The organism is Alkalibacterium gilvum (assembly GCF_900109085.1).
Taxonomy (GTDB): Bacteria; Bacillota; Bacilli; order Lactobacillales; family Carnobacteriaceae_A; genus Alkalibacterium; species Alkalibacterium gilvum.
Genome location: NZ_FNYW01000017.1, coordinates 1 through 17,466, shown reverse-complemented (window position 1 = coordinate 17,466; position 17,466 = coordinate 1). Strand labels below are relative to the sequence as shown.

The window sequence follows — 17,466 nt, the reverse complement described above, 5'->3', positions numbered from 1 at the left end:
ACGGATAGCGATGAACGTAAAGGAGACTTGGTATGAAAAATAATAAACAGTCAAAAAAATCAAATAAAAAGGTTGTCGGGATAACAATAGGGGTTATTAGTATTCTTATAATAGGTGTTGGTAGTTTCTTCTTTTATCAAAACTGGAAAGCCGAGCAATTAGCTATTGAACGTAAGAATAATGTTGAAGCACTGGTAGATAATCATCTAACCGCATTGGAAAAAGGGCGTTATGATGATTATTTAGACACCCTCATGAAAAGTTCAGTCGAAACAGAAGGATATACTGATTCAGAACTTTCTGATCGATATGAGACGGTTTTTCAGTCAATCGGAGTAGATGGTTTTGATATAGTAAGTCATGAAATTATATACGATGAAGAAGCAGATATATATTCACTTCAATATAACGCTAATATGAGTACGGTGCTTGGTGATATAGAATTGACAGACTATCAAGCGCGAATTACAGAAAAAGATGAGTCAAAAAGTATTGAATGGGATCATTCGCTTTTCTTTCCGGATATGGAAAAAGGAGACACCATCAGTCTATCCTATACAGAACCAAACCGTGGCTCTATTTATGATCGAGATGGAAACATGTTGGCTGGAGATGGAGATGCCTATGAAGCGGGATTACACCCTGAAAGTTTAGGAGAGGGAAAAGAACGGCAAGAAAGGTTATCAAATATAAGTGAAACATTTAATGTGTCAGAAGAAGTCCTGTTAGATTTACTTGAACAGAATTGGGTTACTGAAGATAGTCTCGTTCCGTTTAAAACCGTTGATAGAGGGGAAACGCCGGAGGTGCCAGGAGTATTGTATCAAAACGTGATAGACCGTCTCTATCCTTTAGGAGAAGCTGCTGCGCATTTAGTTGGTTACGTTGGAGAAGTATCCGCAGAAGATATCGAGAATAATCCTGAGCTTGAAACGGGACAAGTCGTGGGTAAAAGTGGACTAGAATACAGATTTGATAAAGAACTTCGCGGGCATTCAGGAGGAGAAATTACCCTCGTAAATGAAGCTGGGAATATAAAGAAAACATTAATTAAACGTGCGAAAAAAGATGGCGATTCAATAAATGTGACAATCAGTAGTGATATTCAATCAGAGTTATTTGAGACTTTAAATTCAGAACCTGGGACGGCATCGCTGATGGACCCAAATACGGGAGAAATCCTTGGTTTAGTTAGTTCGCCTTCTTATGATCCCCAACTCATGGCTAGAGGGATCTCTTCAGAGGATTATAACGCATATAATGAAGATGAAAATCAGCCTTTCTTGAATCGATTCACAGCACGTTACGCACCAGGATCAACCTTTAAGATTTTAACTTCGCTTGTGCTCTTGGAATCAGGAACGACAACACCAGACAAAGTAAATAGTATTAATGGACTGAATTGGTCACCAGAAATAGCTGGATTTGGAGATAGAAAAATCACACGAGTGAATGACTCCATTACAAAGGTCAATCTTTCAGACGCGCTTGTTTATTCAGACAATATTTATTTTGCAATGGAAGCAATAGGAATGGGTACAGAAAAATTTGTAGAAGGCATGTTGAAGTTTCCGTTTGGAGAAACATTCGAATTTCCCATCAATATGGAACCAGCACAGCTAGCAAAGGATAATACAATCGACAAAAAAACATTGCTAGCCGATACAGCATATGGCCAAGGAGAAGTTCTTATGAACACCATCCATCAACAGGTTTTCTTTTCACCAGTACTAAACAAAGGGTCACTCGTTTCACCACAACTATTACTAGAAGAGGAAGTTATGAAAACAGAACCACTAGTATCTGCTGAGAATGCTAGACTTGTTAGAGAACGCCTTGTCAATACAGTAACAAATGCGAATGGGACATCTCATTTACTGGATACATTGAATTATAAAATGGGCGCCAAAACAGGAACAGCAGAAATTGCTGGTGTTGAAGAAAATAAAACGAATGGATTCTTGTATGCATTTGATGAAGAAAATGCTAGCTATTCATTTGTAGGACAGCTAGAAGGACAAAAAAGTAGTGATGTTATTAAACAATTCAAACCGTTTTTTGAAAGTATTATACCCCTACTGGAATGAGGTTTATGAGTAAAAAAAGCGTTGTAAGGAAGACAGTTATATGATATAGTGACTGTGTTTTTACGTGATCGGAAATTAAAAGGAGACAAGTTATGAACAGCGACCCCTGGAGTATACAGCCCTTAATTGGGCCGATAGTAGTTATTATCACTTTAATTGTTTTACATGGATTTTTCTCAGCCGTAGAAATGGCTATGATATCAATCAACCCTAAAAAAATCATGGAAGCCTCTCTTGATGGAAACAAAAAGGCGAAGCGGATTTTAAGAATTTTAGAAAATGCAGATGAGTTTTTAACAACCATTCAGGTAGGGATGTCTCTGACCGCAGTCTTAACGAGTGGAATAACAGTGTTATTGATTGCACAAGTAGTGGAGTTATTTACAAATCCGATTTTATCTTCGCAAGTTTTTGGCTTAATAGTGAGTGCCGTTATATTGACGTATCTACTCCTATCATTTGGGGAAAAATTACCTAAAGCAATAGCAAAACAAAATCCAGACGAAATGGCTATGAAATTATCTGGCCTGGTTATAGGTTTGAGATACTTATCTATGCCAATGGTATGGTTACTTAATATAACAATAAGAGGGATGAAACGACTTCTTCCTATAGACTTTCTTGCTAATGATGAGACGATAACCCGAGATGAATTTCGTTCTTTTATCGAACACAGTCATCAACATGAGGTTATTGATATTGATGAATTCTCAATGCTTAAAGGTGTTTTATCTTTAGATAATAAAATTGCGCGCGAGGTTATGGTACCAAGGACAGATGCCTTTATGCTAGACTATGATGATCCGAATGAAGAAAATATAGAGGAAATGCTGGAAACACCACATTCACGTGTCCCTTTGTACTTTGAGGATAAGGATAATATTTTAGGTATTGTTCATGTTAAGAACTTATTACAAGCGTCGAAACATAAACCATTGTATTCGATCGATTTAAAAAGAATAAGTAACCGTCCGTTGTTTGTTCCTGAAACAATCTATATTGATGACTTAATATTCCAAATGAAAAAAACACAGAATCAGATGGCTATTTTAAATGATGAGTATGGCGGTGTTGTAGGCATTGTCACATTGGAAGATTTGCTAGAAGAGATTGTTGGAGAAATCGATGACGAATATGATGAATCAAACAGTTTAATTGAACAAATCGATCAAGTCACTTATAGTGTAGATGGAGCCACACCACTTGATAAATTCAATGATTATTTTGATATGTCCATTGATTCAGAGGATGTTGATACAATTGCGGGATACTTTATCACTGGATTTGGGAGCATACCTAGAGAACAGGAAAATGCTTATATTTGTGTTAAGGATTTTTGCTTAACAGTTGATAAAATGGAAGGCTCTAGAATTTCAACACTTACACTTGAACTGAAAAAAGAAGAGACGAAAGAAAAGAAATCTGAAAATGAAGAAGAGTAAATAGTGTTTCTTATTGATTGAGGCTGAGACATTTTATGTCTCAGCCATTATTTCATAATAGGATAGATGTCGTTTTAATATAGGAGAGATAGCTTGAGTTTTAACTGGGAAATAATGATTACTATTTTTTTAATTAATGTTGTATATGTTACTTTAAGCACGTTAAGAATGATGTTAACAATGAAGGGATATCAGTCTGTAGCTCCTTTTATTGCAATGATTGAGGTAGCTATTTATGTTGTTGGCCTCGGTTTGGTTCTAGATAATTTGGATAATGTCATGAACATTATCGCCTATGCCGTTGGTTTCGGGACAGGGATATACGCAGGTATGAAAATTGAAGACAAATTGGCCCTTGGTCATATTCTTGTTACCACAATCGTCCCAGAGAATGGTTGGGATGTTGCGGAAGAACTTCGTGGTGAGGGTTTTGGCGTTACTATTAGCCAAGCGTATGGAAGAGAAGGCAACCGTTATGTCCTTGAAATTCTGACTCCCCGCTCTAATGAGAGAGCTTTATATCGATTAATTCATGAAATTGAACCAAAAGCTTTTATGATTTCATATGAACCAAGATATATAAATGGTGGATTTTGGACAAAACGAATGAAGAAAAACAAAAAGCAAGTGAGAACTAACCCAAAGAAAGATCCATTCGAAGAAATATAATCATGGAGTGAAATATAATGACAAATTGGATTAAACCGGGAAGTACGATTGGTATTATCGGAGGGGGAAGCACAGGCCGATTATTAGCTCTATCCGCAAAAAAATTAGGCTATTCTGTTGGTTTGCTTGATCCAAATGAAAGCTGCTCAGCTGTAGATGTTGTTGACTGGTTCATCCAGGCAGAATTATCAGATGAAAGCGCCAGCCTTGATCTTGCTTTAAAGAGCGATGTTATTGTCTATGAGTCTGATTTGTTTCCTTCAAGTTTGGTTGAAAGAATTCAAAAAACAGTACCCGTACCACAAGGGGATGAATTACTATCAATCTCTCAAGACCGAATGTTACAAAAAGCATTTCTAGAGTCAGCACGAGTTAATATTGCACCATTCGCAACGATTGTTTCCCTCGATGATATTAAAGAAGCAGTTACTAGCATAGGATTTCCGTGTGTTTTGAAATCTAATAGTAGAGATGGCCGCTTTAAAGAGCATTATATTTTGTTCAGTGAAGAGGATATTGATGCATCAAAAGAATTTTTAACAAGCGGAACCTGTGTCCTTGAAGCATGGATACCATCTGATAAAGAAATGTGCCTTGCGTTAGTTAAAAATAGTAAAGGCGATATTTCAACGTTCCCCATAACTGAAATGACATATAAAGATGATACATTTTATCAGGCCATTGCGCCTGCTGAATTAGATGGAGAAACTGAGAAAGAAATTAAACGTATTGGACAAGCGATTGCCGAGAACCTAGATTTTGTCGGCGTGATGGCTATCGAAATCTTTTCAACAGGTAGTGGAGCACTTTATGTCAACGAAATTGTTGCCCACCCACACCGAGCACTCCAGTACACATTTAACTACCCAGAAGTGTCGCAATACGATGCCTTGATAAAAGCTATAACCGGCTGGCCAGTTCAGGTGATGGATAGGCTACCTGACACTCTAGTTATGAAGTTGATAAAAAAAGATGAAATAGACCTAGCCTTCACACAAGCTCAAATAAAATCTGATTGGCTATTTACTTTTTATAATAATATTTCTGATAAAGAGTCAGGTGAATTCGGGCACCTAGTAGTAACTGCTAAACAACTTAAACGTACACTAGAACAACTTTCAGATGTTTTTGATTAAATACTCACGCAATTTAGTAAAATAAGAGAAGCAAAACATTTTGAGGTCATCTTACTGATGGTCTCTTTTTATGTACGTTCATTCAATTTATGGTATTCGTATTTTAGATATCTAAACAACGAAACTGTATATAATATATCCTGTTAGACACTTGACTTAACGCTGTCAAAGACTGAATTATAAAAAATGTCGAACTCAGCATTAGGGTGACAGTTGAGTAAGCACTTTTTGGAATGAAATGTCGTACTCAGGGCAGAGATGGGGTGCCCCCCTTAAAATTAGGGTTAGAAATTTCCATAAAAACAACGACTCAGCTATGTATTTAATTCAAAATCAATCCGTTGCTTATGTAGAAACTCTATCAAGATATATGGAAAGAGAATACCAATTTCTGTTATAATGTAAGAATGTATGAACACCTGAAAGGATGAAAATAGTGGTACTGCGAGAAGATATTTTACAGGGGATGAACCCCAAGCAGAGAGAAGCGGTTGTTCACACGGATGGCCCTCTATTAATAATGGCTGGAGCAGGATCTGGAAAGACACGTGTACTGACACACCGTATTTCCTATCTGATTCAAGAAAAAGGCATAAATCCATGGAATATATTGGCGATAACCTTTACAAATAAAGCAGCATCAGAAATGAAAGACCGCGTAGCATCACTTGTTACAGACGGAGGACGCGATGTTTGGGTGTCAACATTTCACTCGATGTGCGTGCGCATTTTAAGAAGAGAAATAGATGCTATTGGTTATAGTTCTAACTTTACTATCGCTGATCCCGGAGAACAATTAACGCTTGTAAAAAAAATACTTAAACGACTAAATATCGATCCGAAAAAATATAATCCCAGAGCGATACTTTCAGAAATCAGTAACGCAAAGAATAATTTACAAAATGAAAAAGAATTTCGAGTTCAAGCAACGGATTATTTCGGAAAAATCGTAGCAGACTGCTATGATCACTACCAACGCGAACTAAGACAGTCTGAAACATTAGACTTTGATGATCTTATTATGCTGACAGTTCGCTTATTTGAAGAACATGAGAATGTTTTACAATACTATCAAACTAAATTTCAATATGTACATGTAGATGAGTATCAAGATACTAACCATGCACAGTATAAGCTGGTCAATTTACTAGCCGAACGATTTAGAAATATTTGTGTTGTAGGAGATGCAGATCAAAGTATCTATGGCTGGCGTGGTGCTGACATGGAAAATATTTTGAATTTCGAACGAGACTATGAAGATACGAATGTGGTTTTATTGGAACAGAATTATCGTTCAAGTAAAAACATATTAAAGGCAGCAAATGATGTCATCTCGAACAATTCAAAACGTAAAGATAAAAATCTTTGGACCGATAAAGACGGCGGAGAGTTCATTACTTATTACAGAGCAGGAAATGAACATGAAGAAGCGAGATATGTCATTCAAAATATTAAAAAAGAATTGGAAAAAAAGCCTGATCGAGAATATGGGGACGTAGCCGTTCTGTATCGTACAAATGCGCAGTCTCGTGTGATGGAAGAAACATTGATTAAGACCAATATTCCATACCGGATGATTGGTGGACATAAATTCTATGACCGTAAAGAAATCAAAGATATCCTAGCTTATCTAACGCTTATTGCAAACCCTAAAGATAATCTCAGTTTTGCTCGTGTTGTAAACGAACCTAAACGTGGAATCGGCGCAAGTACTGTGGAAAAATTGTCATTAGCTGCTGAGGAAATGGGCTGGAGTCTCTACGATGCAGCTTTGAATGCAAATAGTATAAACTTATCTGCACGTGCAGCTAAAAAAGTAGAAAGCTTTGCCTTAATGATTCAAGATTTCCGTAAAATGACCGAATTTTTAAGTATTACAGAATTAACTGAAGAGATCCTGGAAAAATCAGATTATTTACCAACTTTAAAGAAAGAACGAACATTGGAAGCAGAAACACGTATAGAAAATATAGAAGAGTTTCTAACGGTAACGAATCAATTTGATAAAGAAGAACAAGAAGATGACAGTCTTATTGCATTTATTACTGATCTATCTCTTATTTCTGATATAGATAAATTAGAGGAAGAACCAACAAGTGAAATCACGTTGATGACTTTACATGCTGCTAAGGGCTTAGAATTCCCTATAGTTTTTCTTATTGGTATGGAAGAAGGTCTTTTCCCGCTTTCTCGAGCAGAAATGGATGAAGATGAGTTGGAAGAAGAGAGGCGCTTAGCTTATGTTGGTATTACGCGTGCAGAAGAAAAGTTATTCTTAACCAATGCTATGTCTCGTGCCTTGTATGGTCGTGTACAATCCAATCGTCCTTCCCGCTTTTTAGATGAAGTGGATGATACTATTTTAGATATCGAAGAATCGAATTCCTTGAAACCTTTCTCAAGCAGTACCTATAAGGGTTTTGGAAGTAAAACAAATGATCCATTTGAGAAAAATACAAAGAAAAAGAAACGATATGTTTCTCATGCAACAGGAAACAGTGGTGCCGAGAAATTGGACTGGCAAGTTGGTGAGAAGGTCAAACATAAAGTATGGGACATTGGAACTGTTGTGAAAATTAGCGGTGAAGGAGACGATCTTCAACTAGACATCGCCTTCCCAGGTGTTGGGATCAAACCTTTACTTGCAAGCTTTGCACCAATTGAAAAAATTTAACTAATCAAAAATATAAATGGGGAGAAAGGATAACATAATGGGTGAAACATTGCATTTTGAACAAGCTAGAAAACGGGTAGAAGAGCTCATTCCATTACTAGACCAACACAGTCATGACTATTATGTACTGGATCAGCCGACTATCCCAGATGAGGAATACGATAAACTATATAGAGAATTAGTCGAACTGGAAGAGAAGTTTCCGACACTCGTTCAAAGTGAATCGCCGACTCAACGAGTGGGGGGAGCTCTGCTCGATGGCTTTACAAAAGTACAACACGATACACCTATGCTAAGTCTTGACAATGCTTTTTCGAAAGAAGAACTTCAAGATTTTGATAGGAAAATTTCTCAGACTCTAGATTCACCTTATACTTATCAATGCGAATTGAAAATGGATGGACTAGCTGTCTCTTTGAAGTATCATCAGGGGAAATTTGAACAAGCTGTCACACGGGGAGATGGTGCAGAAGGTGAGAATGTAACGGCGAATGTTAAAACAATTCGTTCGATTCCTTTAACTTTGAAAAAACCACTGACTCTTGAAGCCCGTGGCGAAATATATATGCCTAAAGCTTCCTTCCTAGCGCTAAATCAAAAGCGTGAGGAAGAAGGGGCATCGGTTTTTGCTAATCCGAGAAATGCAGCTGCTGGAACGATTCGAAATTTAGACCCAAAAGTAACGTCTTCTAGAAATCTTAATGTTTTTCTTTATTCCCTTGCTCAAATAGAAGAAAGAGACATCGATAGTCAGTCAGATGCTTTAGGATTAATGGATGACCTTGGTCTGAATACAAACTCTGATCGCCGTATCTATGATTCAATGGATGAGGTCTGGGAGTTTGTTCAAGAATATCAGAGTAAAAGAGCAGATTTACCCTACGAAATCGATGGTATTGTCATTAAAGTAAATGAATTAGCGAACCAAGAAAAAATAGGCTATACGGTTAAAGCACCCAAATGGGCTATTGCTTATAAATTTCCGGCAGAAGAATCAGAAACACTTCTTCAAACAGTGGAGTGGTCAGTTGGGCGAACAGGAGTCGTCACGCCAACAGCTGTGATGGATCCTGTTCAACTGGCTGGTACAACGGTACAGCGTGCAAGTTTACACAATATTGATCTCATGAAAGAGAAAGATATCAGATTGGGAGATACTGTAGTAGTGCGTAAAGCGGGCGACATTATACCGGAAGTAATCCAGGTTAATAAAGATAAACGACCAAAAGATAGTCAACCTTACGATTATCCAACGCGCTGTCCAGTGTGTGATAGTGAGTTGATGCATCTTGAAGATGAAGTAGCATTAAGATGTATGAACCCTGCATGTTCGGCGCAAGCCAAGGAGAAACTGACACATTTTGTTTCCCGAAATGCCATGAATATAGACGGTTTAGGTGAACGCATAGCTGAGCAAATGTATGATGAAGCGATTGTTAAAAACCCAGCTGAATTTTATTATTTGAAAAAAGATGAATTATTGAAATTAGATAAAATTGCCGAAAAATCAGCTGACAATTTACTGAGAGCCATTGAAGCTTCCAAAAAAAATTCATTGGAACGTTTAATTTTTGGTTTAGGTATAAGACACGTTGGGACGAAGGCTGCTCGTTTGTTAGCTGAGGCGTTTATTACGATGGACAAATTACGACAAGCTTCAAAAGAAGAAATTGAAGCGATTGAAGGAATGGGCGAAATAATCGCGGAGAGTATTCAAGCTTTCTTTGAGTTAGATGAAGTAGATCGACTACTAGAAAAGCTGGAAGCAGCTGATGTTAATATGGAATATAAAGGGAAACGCAAAGAAGAAATAGAGCAGATAGCAACATTTTTTACAGATAAGACCGTAGTTATAACTGGAAAATTAGAAGAATTTACGCGTAATGAGCTAAAGGAAAAACTTACAAATAACGGAGCGAAAGTAACAGGTAGTGTTTCTAAAAACACTGACTATCTAGTTGCCGGGGAAGATGCAGGAAGTAAGTTAGCTAAAGCGAACAAACTAGGTATACCTGTATTGAATGAACAGCAAGTTCTTAAGGAGATTGATGAATGATTAAAAAAGTGAGTGAGAGCGAATGAAAAAGAAAGTGTTGCTAAGATTAATTATTGCTCAAGCTTTATTTCTTGTTGCCTGTGATAATTCAATAGATAGTAATGATTCAAGTGAAGCGAATCAAGGTCAAGAAAATAAGGAAACAATCATTAAAGAACAAATAGACTCTGATTATTATCGTCCTGTCATTACAGAAGACGGGACTTATGCCCCAAGTAAAAATAGAGGGATTACAAGAAGTTTGAACTCTAATGTAAATATGCGTACGTTTGAGGTCGACTTGATGCGTCACTCACAACCCTATTTTTCTGTTGATGACTACTTTTTTCAAGAAGGACAGTACCTATCCTCTGAACTTGTTACGAGTTGGCTAAGAAGAGAGGAAGCCTCTGAGGCTGAATCCGATGAAGAGAGCGACAAACAGATGCAAGGGTTAAATCCTCCAGCGAATGAAAGTGAAGACGCGGGGGAACGTGTACCAAATATTTTGAACTCAATACTTGAACAAAATTTTTACATTCAAACTGAAAACGGCCTTGAATTTGCGGGAGTGAGTATTGGTTTAGCGCTCAACTCTGTTGATTACTATCAACTGGCCCAATACGAAGCAACCTATGAACAAGAAATTTCAAGAGAAAAAGTACTTGAAGAAGGCCAAAGAATCGGAAATGAAGTTGTATCACGCATAAGAAATATCGAAGGCTTGGAAAACATACCGGTAATGATTGGCCTGTACGAGCAATCAGCACGAGATGATTTAGCTCCAGGAACCTTTATTGCAACAGGTTTGAGCGAGAAGGATCAGACCGAAGTATCCGATTGGAAGAAGATTAATGAAGAACGCGTCATATTCCCACTCGAAGGTATGCAGAGCGCAGTGGGTAATAACTTTGCCAATTTTAAATCTGAAGTTGAAAACTTCTTCCCAAATGTGAGTGGAGTGACAGGGCTTGGTCATTATATTGAAAACCAATTAGTTGATCTTGAAATATCGGTGACCACACAGTTTTATGGTAAAGGTGAAATGATTGCTTTCACACAATTTTTAAACGAAGCCGGGAAAACATACTTACCGGGAAATGTACCTACTCAAATAAATGTTGAATCATTAAACGGGATGGAATCTTATCTCAATCGTGAAAATGATAAAAAAGAATACGAGGTATATATTTTTAATTAACAGATTTAATACTATTATAGAGACGGAAGGAAGGGTTTTATGGCTATAAATGAAGAAACAGTAAAGCATGTAGCTGGCTTAGCTAAACTTGAAATAGATGAAGAGTCATTAAAAACGTTTACAAATGAAATAGTTCAAATGGTTGAAATGGTTGAACAACTAGAAGAATTGGATACAGATGGAGTGGAAGGCAGTTATCATGGCCACCCACAAATAAACGTTTGGAGACAAGATAAGGCTGAAAAAGGGACGGATAGAGAAGAGCTATTTAAAAATGTTGAAACACAAAAAAATGGTTTTGTTGAAGTTCCTGATATGTTTGACAAAGGAGGAAGTGACGCCTGATGAATTTTTTAGATTATACTTTAGAAGAACTGCATGAAAAACTAGTCAATAAAGAGTTAACAGCTGTTGACTTGATTGAGTCTGTTTATTCAAATATAGAAGAGACAGACGATGAAGTTGGCGCATTTATCACATTGAACAAAGAAGAGGCACTAAATGCTGCAAAAAAAGTGGATGAAAAGGGTGTTGAGGAAGGCAATGTACTGAGTGGCCTGCCTATTGGAATCAAGGATAACATTTCAACAAAAGGCGTTAAAACAACCGCTGCATCAAAAATGCTTGAAAACTTTATCCCCATTTATGATGCGACTGTTGTGGAAAAACTAAACCAAGCAGGTATGATTTCTGTTGGGAAATTGAACATGGATGAGTTCGCTATGGGAGGATCAACTGAGAATTCTGCTATGAAAATCACGCGAAACCCATGGGATCTAACACGCGTTCCTGGTGGGTCATCAGGGGGTTCAGCTGCGGCTGTTGCTGCTGGGCAAATACCAGTATCACTAGGGTCAGATACCGGAGGCTCCATTCGTCAACCCGCATCCTTTACAGGGCTTGTTGGTATGAAACCAACATACGGCCGGGTTTCTCGCTATGGCCTCATTGCTTTTGGTTCAAGTCTAGATCAAATTGGACCCTTTACACGTACTGTTAAAGATAATGCACTTGTTTTAAACGCAATCAGCGGAACCGATGACAAAGATTCAACATCTTACCGTGGCAACACACCTGATTTCACTGAAAATATTGATGAAGGTGTAAAAGGGCTCCGCATAGGAGTACCGAAAGAATACTTCAACGAAGATGGTAAAGAAACAACTATTGAAAAATCAGTAAGAGAAGCACTAGATGCATATAAGGAAATGGGAGCTGAAATTGTCGAGGTCAGTTTGCCGCATTCCAAATATGGAATACCAGCCTACTATATCATTGCCTCTTCTGAAGCTTCAAGTAACTTGCAACGCTTCGATGGTATTCGCTATGGATATCGTTCAAATAATATTGGTTCATTGGAAGATATTTACGTTAAATCACGCTCGGAAGGATTTGGCCTTGAAGTGAAGCGTCGTATCATGTTAGGAACGTTCTCACTGAGTTCTGGTTTTTATGATGCACACTTTAAAAAAGCAGCACAAGCGCGTACATTGATCAGACAAGATTTCGCCAAAGCCTTTGAAGAAGTTGATGTCCTTGTCGCACCAACAACAACTTCAACAGCCTTTAAAATTGGTGGAAAAATCGAGGATCCAATAGCAATGTATATGGCTGACGTTTTAACTGTCCCTGTTAACTTGGCAGGCGTCCCGTCATTATCTATGCCGTGTGGCTTTTTTGAAGGATTGCCAATTGGAATGCAGATCATTGGTAAGCAATTTGATGAACAAACGATTTACAAGGCTGCTTATGCCTATGAGAAAGCAACAGAGCTTTACAAAGAAAAGCCATCACTTAAAGGAGGAGAATAAGGATGAATTTAGAACCTGTAATAGGATTAGAAGTACACGTAGAATTGAAAACTGATTCCAAAATGTTCTCCCCGTCTCCAGCACATTTTGGTGCCGAGCCGAACACGAATACCAACGTTATTGACTGGGGACATCCTGGCGTATTACCTGTCGTGAATAAACGAGCCATTGAATTTGGTATGAAAGCGGCGCTTACATTGAATTGTGGCATAGCGAATGATACAAAATTTGATCGTAAAAATTACTTTTATCCAGATAATCCAAAAGCCTATCAGATTTCCCAATTTGATAAACCTATTGGGTATGATGGGTGGATTGAAATAGATGTCAAGGGTGAGAAGAAAAGAATACGTATAGAGCGTGTTCACCTTGAAGAAGATGCAGGAAAAAATACGCATGGGGATGATGGTTCGTCATATGTGGACCTAAATAGACAGGGAACACCACTTATAGAAATCGTTTCTGAAGCAGATATGCGTTCGCCAGAAGAAGCTCAAGCTTATCTTGATACGATAAAACAACTCATTCAGTTCACTGGTATTTCTGATGTGAAGATGCAAGAAGGGTCGATGCGTTGTGATGCGAACCTCTCTCTCCGCCCAGTCGGACAAGAAGCATTTGGAACGAAAACAGAACTTAAGAATCTAAATTCATTCAACAACGTTAGAAAAGGTTTAGAACATGAAATAAAACGACAAGAAAAAATTCTGAACGCTGGTGGAGCAATCCAGCAAGAAACCAGACGGTTCGATGAAACAACAGGTGAAACAATTCTTATGCGCGTGAAAGAGGGTTCTAGTGACTACCGTTACTTCCCAGAGCCGGACATTCCAAATCTTGAAATAAGTAACGAATGGATTGATGAAATCAGAGCGTCACTTCCAGAAATGCCTGAAGCACGTCAAAAGAGATATGTCGAAGATTATCAATTGCCTGAATATGATGCAGTCGTTTTAACAGCAACTGTTGAAATGTCTGACTTTTTCCAAGAGACAGTTGAATATGGTGCCGATCCCAAACAAGCATCCAATTGGTTGATGGGAGAAGTATCAGCTTACATGAACAGTGAGCACATGGAATTAAACGAAACAGCTCTAACGCCAAAAGCACTCGCTGAAATGATTAATTTAATTGCTGATGGTACGATTTCTTCTAAAATTGCAAAAAAAGTGTTTAAAGAACTTATCACTAAAGGCAGCGCAGATGTAAAAGCACTCGTTGAAGATAAAGGGTGGGTCCAATTAAGTGATCCGGCTAAACTATTGCCTATTATTACTGAAATACTTGATCAAAACGAACAGTCTATTGAAGACTACAAAAATGGGAAAGATCGCGCCTTAGGTTTCTTAGTCGGTAACGTAATGAAACAAACAAGAGGAAAAGCCAATCCTGGTGTAGTAAATAAAATATTGAAACAAGAAATGGATAAACGCTAGGAGCGATTAGAAAAGGGGGTGGATGTACGGTGAGAAAACGGGCAAGATTGATTTATAATCCGACATCCGGTCGTGAAACATTTAAAAGACAATTACCAGACATTTTGAATGAATATGAAAAAGCTGGTTATGAAACTAGTACATTCTGTACAACACCAGAGGCTTTGAGTGCACAAAAAGAAGCAGATCGTTGCACAATAGATGGGTTTGATTTAATTATCGCTGCGGGTGGTGATGGCACAATCAATGAAGTGGTGAACGGCTTGTCATCGCACAAGGCACCTCCTAAATTGGCTATCATTCCATCAGGCACTACGAATGATTATGCGAGAGCATTAAAAATACCACGATATGACTTTGTCAAAGCGGCCCAGTTAATCCATAAAAATCAGACTGTTCATATGGACATTGGTAAAGTCAAAACTGAAACAGATGAAAAATATTTTATGAATATAGGAGCAGCTGGCTTTTTAACTGAAGTTACTTATGAAGTACCACCAAATATGAAATCATTATTTGGTTCGCTGGCTTACTTTGTTAAGGGAGCAGAATTGCTACCCCGAGTAGGAAAAGTACCAGTAAAAATAACCTATGACGATGGCGTTTATGAAGGGATTGCTTCATTAGTCTTTGTTGCCTTAACGAATTCAGTTGGTGGCTTTGAGAAAATTGCTCCGGATAAGACACTGGGAGATGGAAAATTCACATTAATCGTGGTAAAAACGACTAACTTTGCAGAAATCTTACGCTTGATTACCATGATAATGAATGATGGAAGACATATACAACATCCAAAGGTCCTATACAAAAAAACGAGTTATGTTAAAGCTGAAACGCAGAATGATCAGCAGCTGATGATTAATATTGATGGTGAATATGGGGGCGATGCGCCTGCAGAATTTACAATGTTCAAACAGCACTTGGAAATAATAACGGACCTAGATCGCATGCAACTATCAATCAATACACATGATTTGATTTCCGAAGAGAAAGAGGAAGAATTCAAGAAGCGTGTACGAGAACTTGATACTAGAAATGAATAATAATTAAAGCGCGCAGCCTAAGAATTATGCGCTTCAACATTTAAATTAATGAAATATACCAGTGCGAGACAAATGAAAAAAAGGGAGACTATTATGAGCCATCATAAAAAAGATTTCAAAGCACCAGTAGAAAAAAACAAAACGTATCAGGGAGAAATTAGTGACCTGACACACGAAGGTTTAGGCGTGGCCAAACTAGAACATTATCCGATATTCATTGAAGGAGCTCTAATAGGTGAAACCATCGAATTTAAAACCATCAAAGTAGGCAAATCGTTTGGTGTAGGAAGATTAACGAAAATTATAGATGCAAGCCCAGACCGTGTGGAAATCAAGGATAAAGCCTATGCACAATCAGGCACGATGCCCTTGCAGCATCTCAATTATGCTGGACAATTAGAATTTAAAAAGACCCAGGTAGAAAATGTTATGCATAAAATTGCGAAATTACCTGACGTGCCAGTCCATAACGTTATTGGAATGGAGAATCCTTTTAGTTATCGTAATAAAGCACAGATACCTGTCAGAAAAATAAAGGGGAAGCTGGAGACAGGTGTATATAGAAAAAATAGTCATGATTTAATTCCAATGGAAGACTTTAAAATTCAAGATCCAGAAATTGATAAGGCTATTGTAACGGTCCGTGATATCATGCGTACGTATGGTATAAAACCTTACAATGAAAAAGATAACACCGGAAACTTACGTCACATACTTGTTCGTCGTGGGTATCATACTGAAGAAATGATGATTGTACTTGTAACACGCACACCGAAATTATTTCCAATTAGTAAAATCGTCCCAGACATTTTGGAAGAATTGCCTAATGTTGTTAGTATCGTTCAAAATGTTAATCCTAAAAAAACAAATATCATTTTAGGGAAAGAAGTGATCATGCTACATGGTGAAGACAAGTATCATGATAAATTGCTTGACCATACGTTTGAAATTTCCCATCGTTCATTCTTCCAGGTAAATACTTCTCAAGCAGAAGTGCTGTATAGTAAAGTTATAGAGTTTGCTGAATTAACTGGGGAAGAAACTGTTATCGATGCTTATAGCGGTATCGGTACAATAACCTTAGCGCTTGCTGAAAAAGCTAAAGAAGTCTATGGTATTGAAATCATCGAACCGGCAGTGGAAGACGCTAAACGAAACGCTGCACTAAACGGAGTAGAGAATGTGACCTATCAAGTCGGCGCAGCAGAAGGTGTTATGCATGAATGGAGCAAAGAAGGCCGTTCTGCAGACTTAGTTGTCGTTGACCCACCAAGAAAAGGACTGGACCAGCAATTTATTGACGCTGTACTAGAAATGCAGCCTAAGAAAATGATCTACGTCAGCTGTAACCCCGCAACATTAGCCCGAGATTTAGCCTTACTTGTTGAAGGTGGCTATACAGCAGAGAAAGTACAACCTGTGGATATGTTCCCACAGACCAGTCATATTGAGAGTGTAACGTTACTGACGAGATAACAATCCTAATACTTCAGCAGATTTAAAGTCAGGATAATTATTAGATTTTTATAATTAATGATGCGTACAAAAAAAGATAAACAATAACCTCCATTTCATGTTAAGTTACTTGACATGAAATGGGATAAAGTCCATATAATTGTGTAAAAGATAAAAGGCCATATAAAGCTCCTTTTACGGTACAATGTTTTTATCGACAAAAACATACCTAGGAGGACTTTATATGACCCAAGTACATTTTACATTGAATACTGATGAGATACAAAAGATAATTAATGATTCTGTAAAAGATGATTTAGCGAAAGATATTTTAACCACCATTTTTAATCAGCTCATGGAAGACCAACGGTCAGAATACATTCAAGCTGATGAATATGAGCGATCAACTACACGTCAAAGTCAACGAAATGGCTATTATGAACGCGATTATACGACAAGAATTGGTACACTTGAATT

The 17,466-nt window shown here is 37.7% G+C and carries 13 protein-coding genes; all 13 read left to right on the top strand.

The annotated features are described in order from the left end of the window. Positions 1-32 precede the first annotated feature (32 nt). On the top strand, positions 33-2,087 hold the full coding sequence (gene pbp4, locus BMX83_RS05630; RefSeq protein WP_091634531.1) for a penicillin-binding protein PBP4(5): 2,055 nt from the start codon (positions 33-35) through the stop codon (positions 2,085-2,087). A 92-nt stretch (positions 2,088-2,179) separates the two neighbouring features. Further along, a complete protein-coding gene (locus tag BMX83_RS05625) occupies positions 2,180-3,529 on the top strand; it encodes a hemolysin family protein (RefSeq protein WP_091634527.1) in 1,350 nt (449 codons plus the stop codon). A 114-nt stretch (positions 3,530-3,643) separates the two neighbouring features. After that, on the top strand, positions 3,644-4,198 hold the full coding sequence (locus BMX83_RS05620) for a DUF2179 domain-containing protein (RefSeq protein WP_091634577.1): 555 nt from the start codon (positions 3,644-3,646) through the stop codon (positions 4,196-4,198). Positions 4,199-4,215: 17 nt separating this feature from the next. After that, positions 4,216-5,334 (top strand): ATP-grasp domain-containing protein, encoded by a 1,119-nt coding sequence (locus BMX83_RS05615; RefSeq protein WP_091634524.1) that lies wholly within the window; start codon positions 4,216-4,218, stop codon positions 5,332-5,334. A gap of 436 nt (positions 5,335-5,770) precedes the next feature. Continuing rightward, the gene (gene pcrA, locus BMX83_RS05610; RefSeq protein ID WP_091634522.1) at positions 5,771-8,008 is read left to right on the top strand and encodes a DNA helicase PcrA; all 2,238 of its coding nucleotides are present in this window, start codon (positions 5,771-5,773) and stop codon (positions 8,006-8,008) included. Between the two features lie 37 nt (positions 8,009-8,045). After that, complete coding sequence (ligA, locus tag BMX83_RS05605; RefSeq protein WP_091634519.1) at positions 8,046-10,064, top strand: NAD-dependent DNA ligase LigA; 2,019 nt, start codon at positions 8,046-8,048, stop codon at positions 10,062-10,064. Between the two features lie 22 nt (positions 10,065-10,086). Continuing rightward, entirely contained in the window at positions 10,087-11,244 is a 1,158-nt protein-coding gene (locus tag BMX83_RS05600; protein ID WP_091634516.1) for a CamS family sex pheromone protein, read from the top strand. A gap of 39 nt (positions 11,245-11,283) precedes the next feature. Next, positions 11,284-11,589: an Asp-tRNA(Asn)/Glu-tRNA(Gln) amidotransferase subunit GatC gene (gatC, locus tag BMX83_RS05595; protein ID WP_091634513.1), complete on the top strand. Its 306-nt coding sequence runs from the start codon at positions 11,284-11,286 to the stop codon at positions 11,587-11,589. Next, positions 11,586-13,055, top strand: a complete 1,470-nt coding sequence (gene gatA / locus BMX83_RS05590) for an Asp-tRNA(Asn)/Glu-tRNA(Gln) amidotransferase subunit GatA (RefSeq protein ID WP_425425837.1) — start codon at positions 11,586-11,588, stop codon at positions 13,053-13,055. Before gatC ends, gatA begins: the two co-directional genes overlap by 4 nt. 2 nt (positions 13,056-13,057) lie before the next feature. After that, positions 13,058-14,491: an Asp-tRNA(Asn)/Glu-tRNA(Gln) amidotransferase subunit GatB gene (gene gatB, locus BMX83_RS05585; RefSeq protein ID WP_091634508.1), complete on the top strand. Its 1,434-nt coding sequence runs from the start codon at positions 13,058-13,060 to the stop codon at positions 14,489-14,491. Positions 14,492-14,520: 29 nt separating this feature from the next. Next, complete coding sequence (locus BMX83_RS05580; RefSeq protein WP_091634505.1) at positions 14,521-15,534, top strand: diacylglycerol kinase; 1,014 nt, start codon at positions 14,521-14,523, stop codon at positions 15,532-15,534. Positions 15,535-15,606: 72 nt separating this feature from the next. Further along, positions 15,607-17,010 carry a 23S rRNA (uracil(1939)-C(5))-methyltransferase RlmD gene (gene rlmD / locus BMX83_RS05575; protein WP_091634503.1) on the top strand — a complete coding sequence of 468 codons (1,404 nt, stop codon included), beginning with the start codon at positions 15,607-15,609 and terminating at the stop codon, positions 17,008-17,010. 223 nt (positions 17,011-17,233) lie between these two features. After that, positions 17,234-17,466: transposase (locus tag BMX83_RS05570; RefSeq protein ID WP_177170511.1), on the top strand; the 233-nt coding region annotated here is incomplete at its 3' end.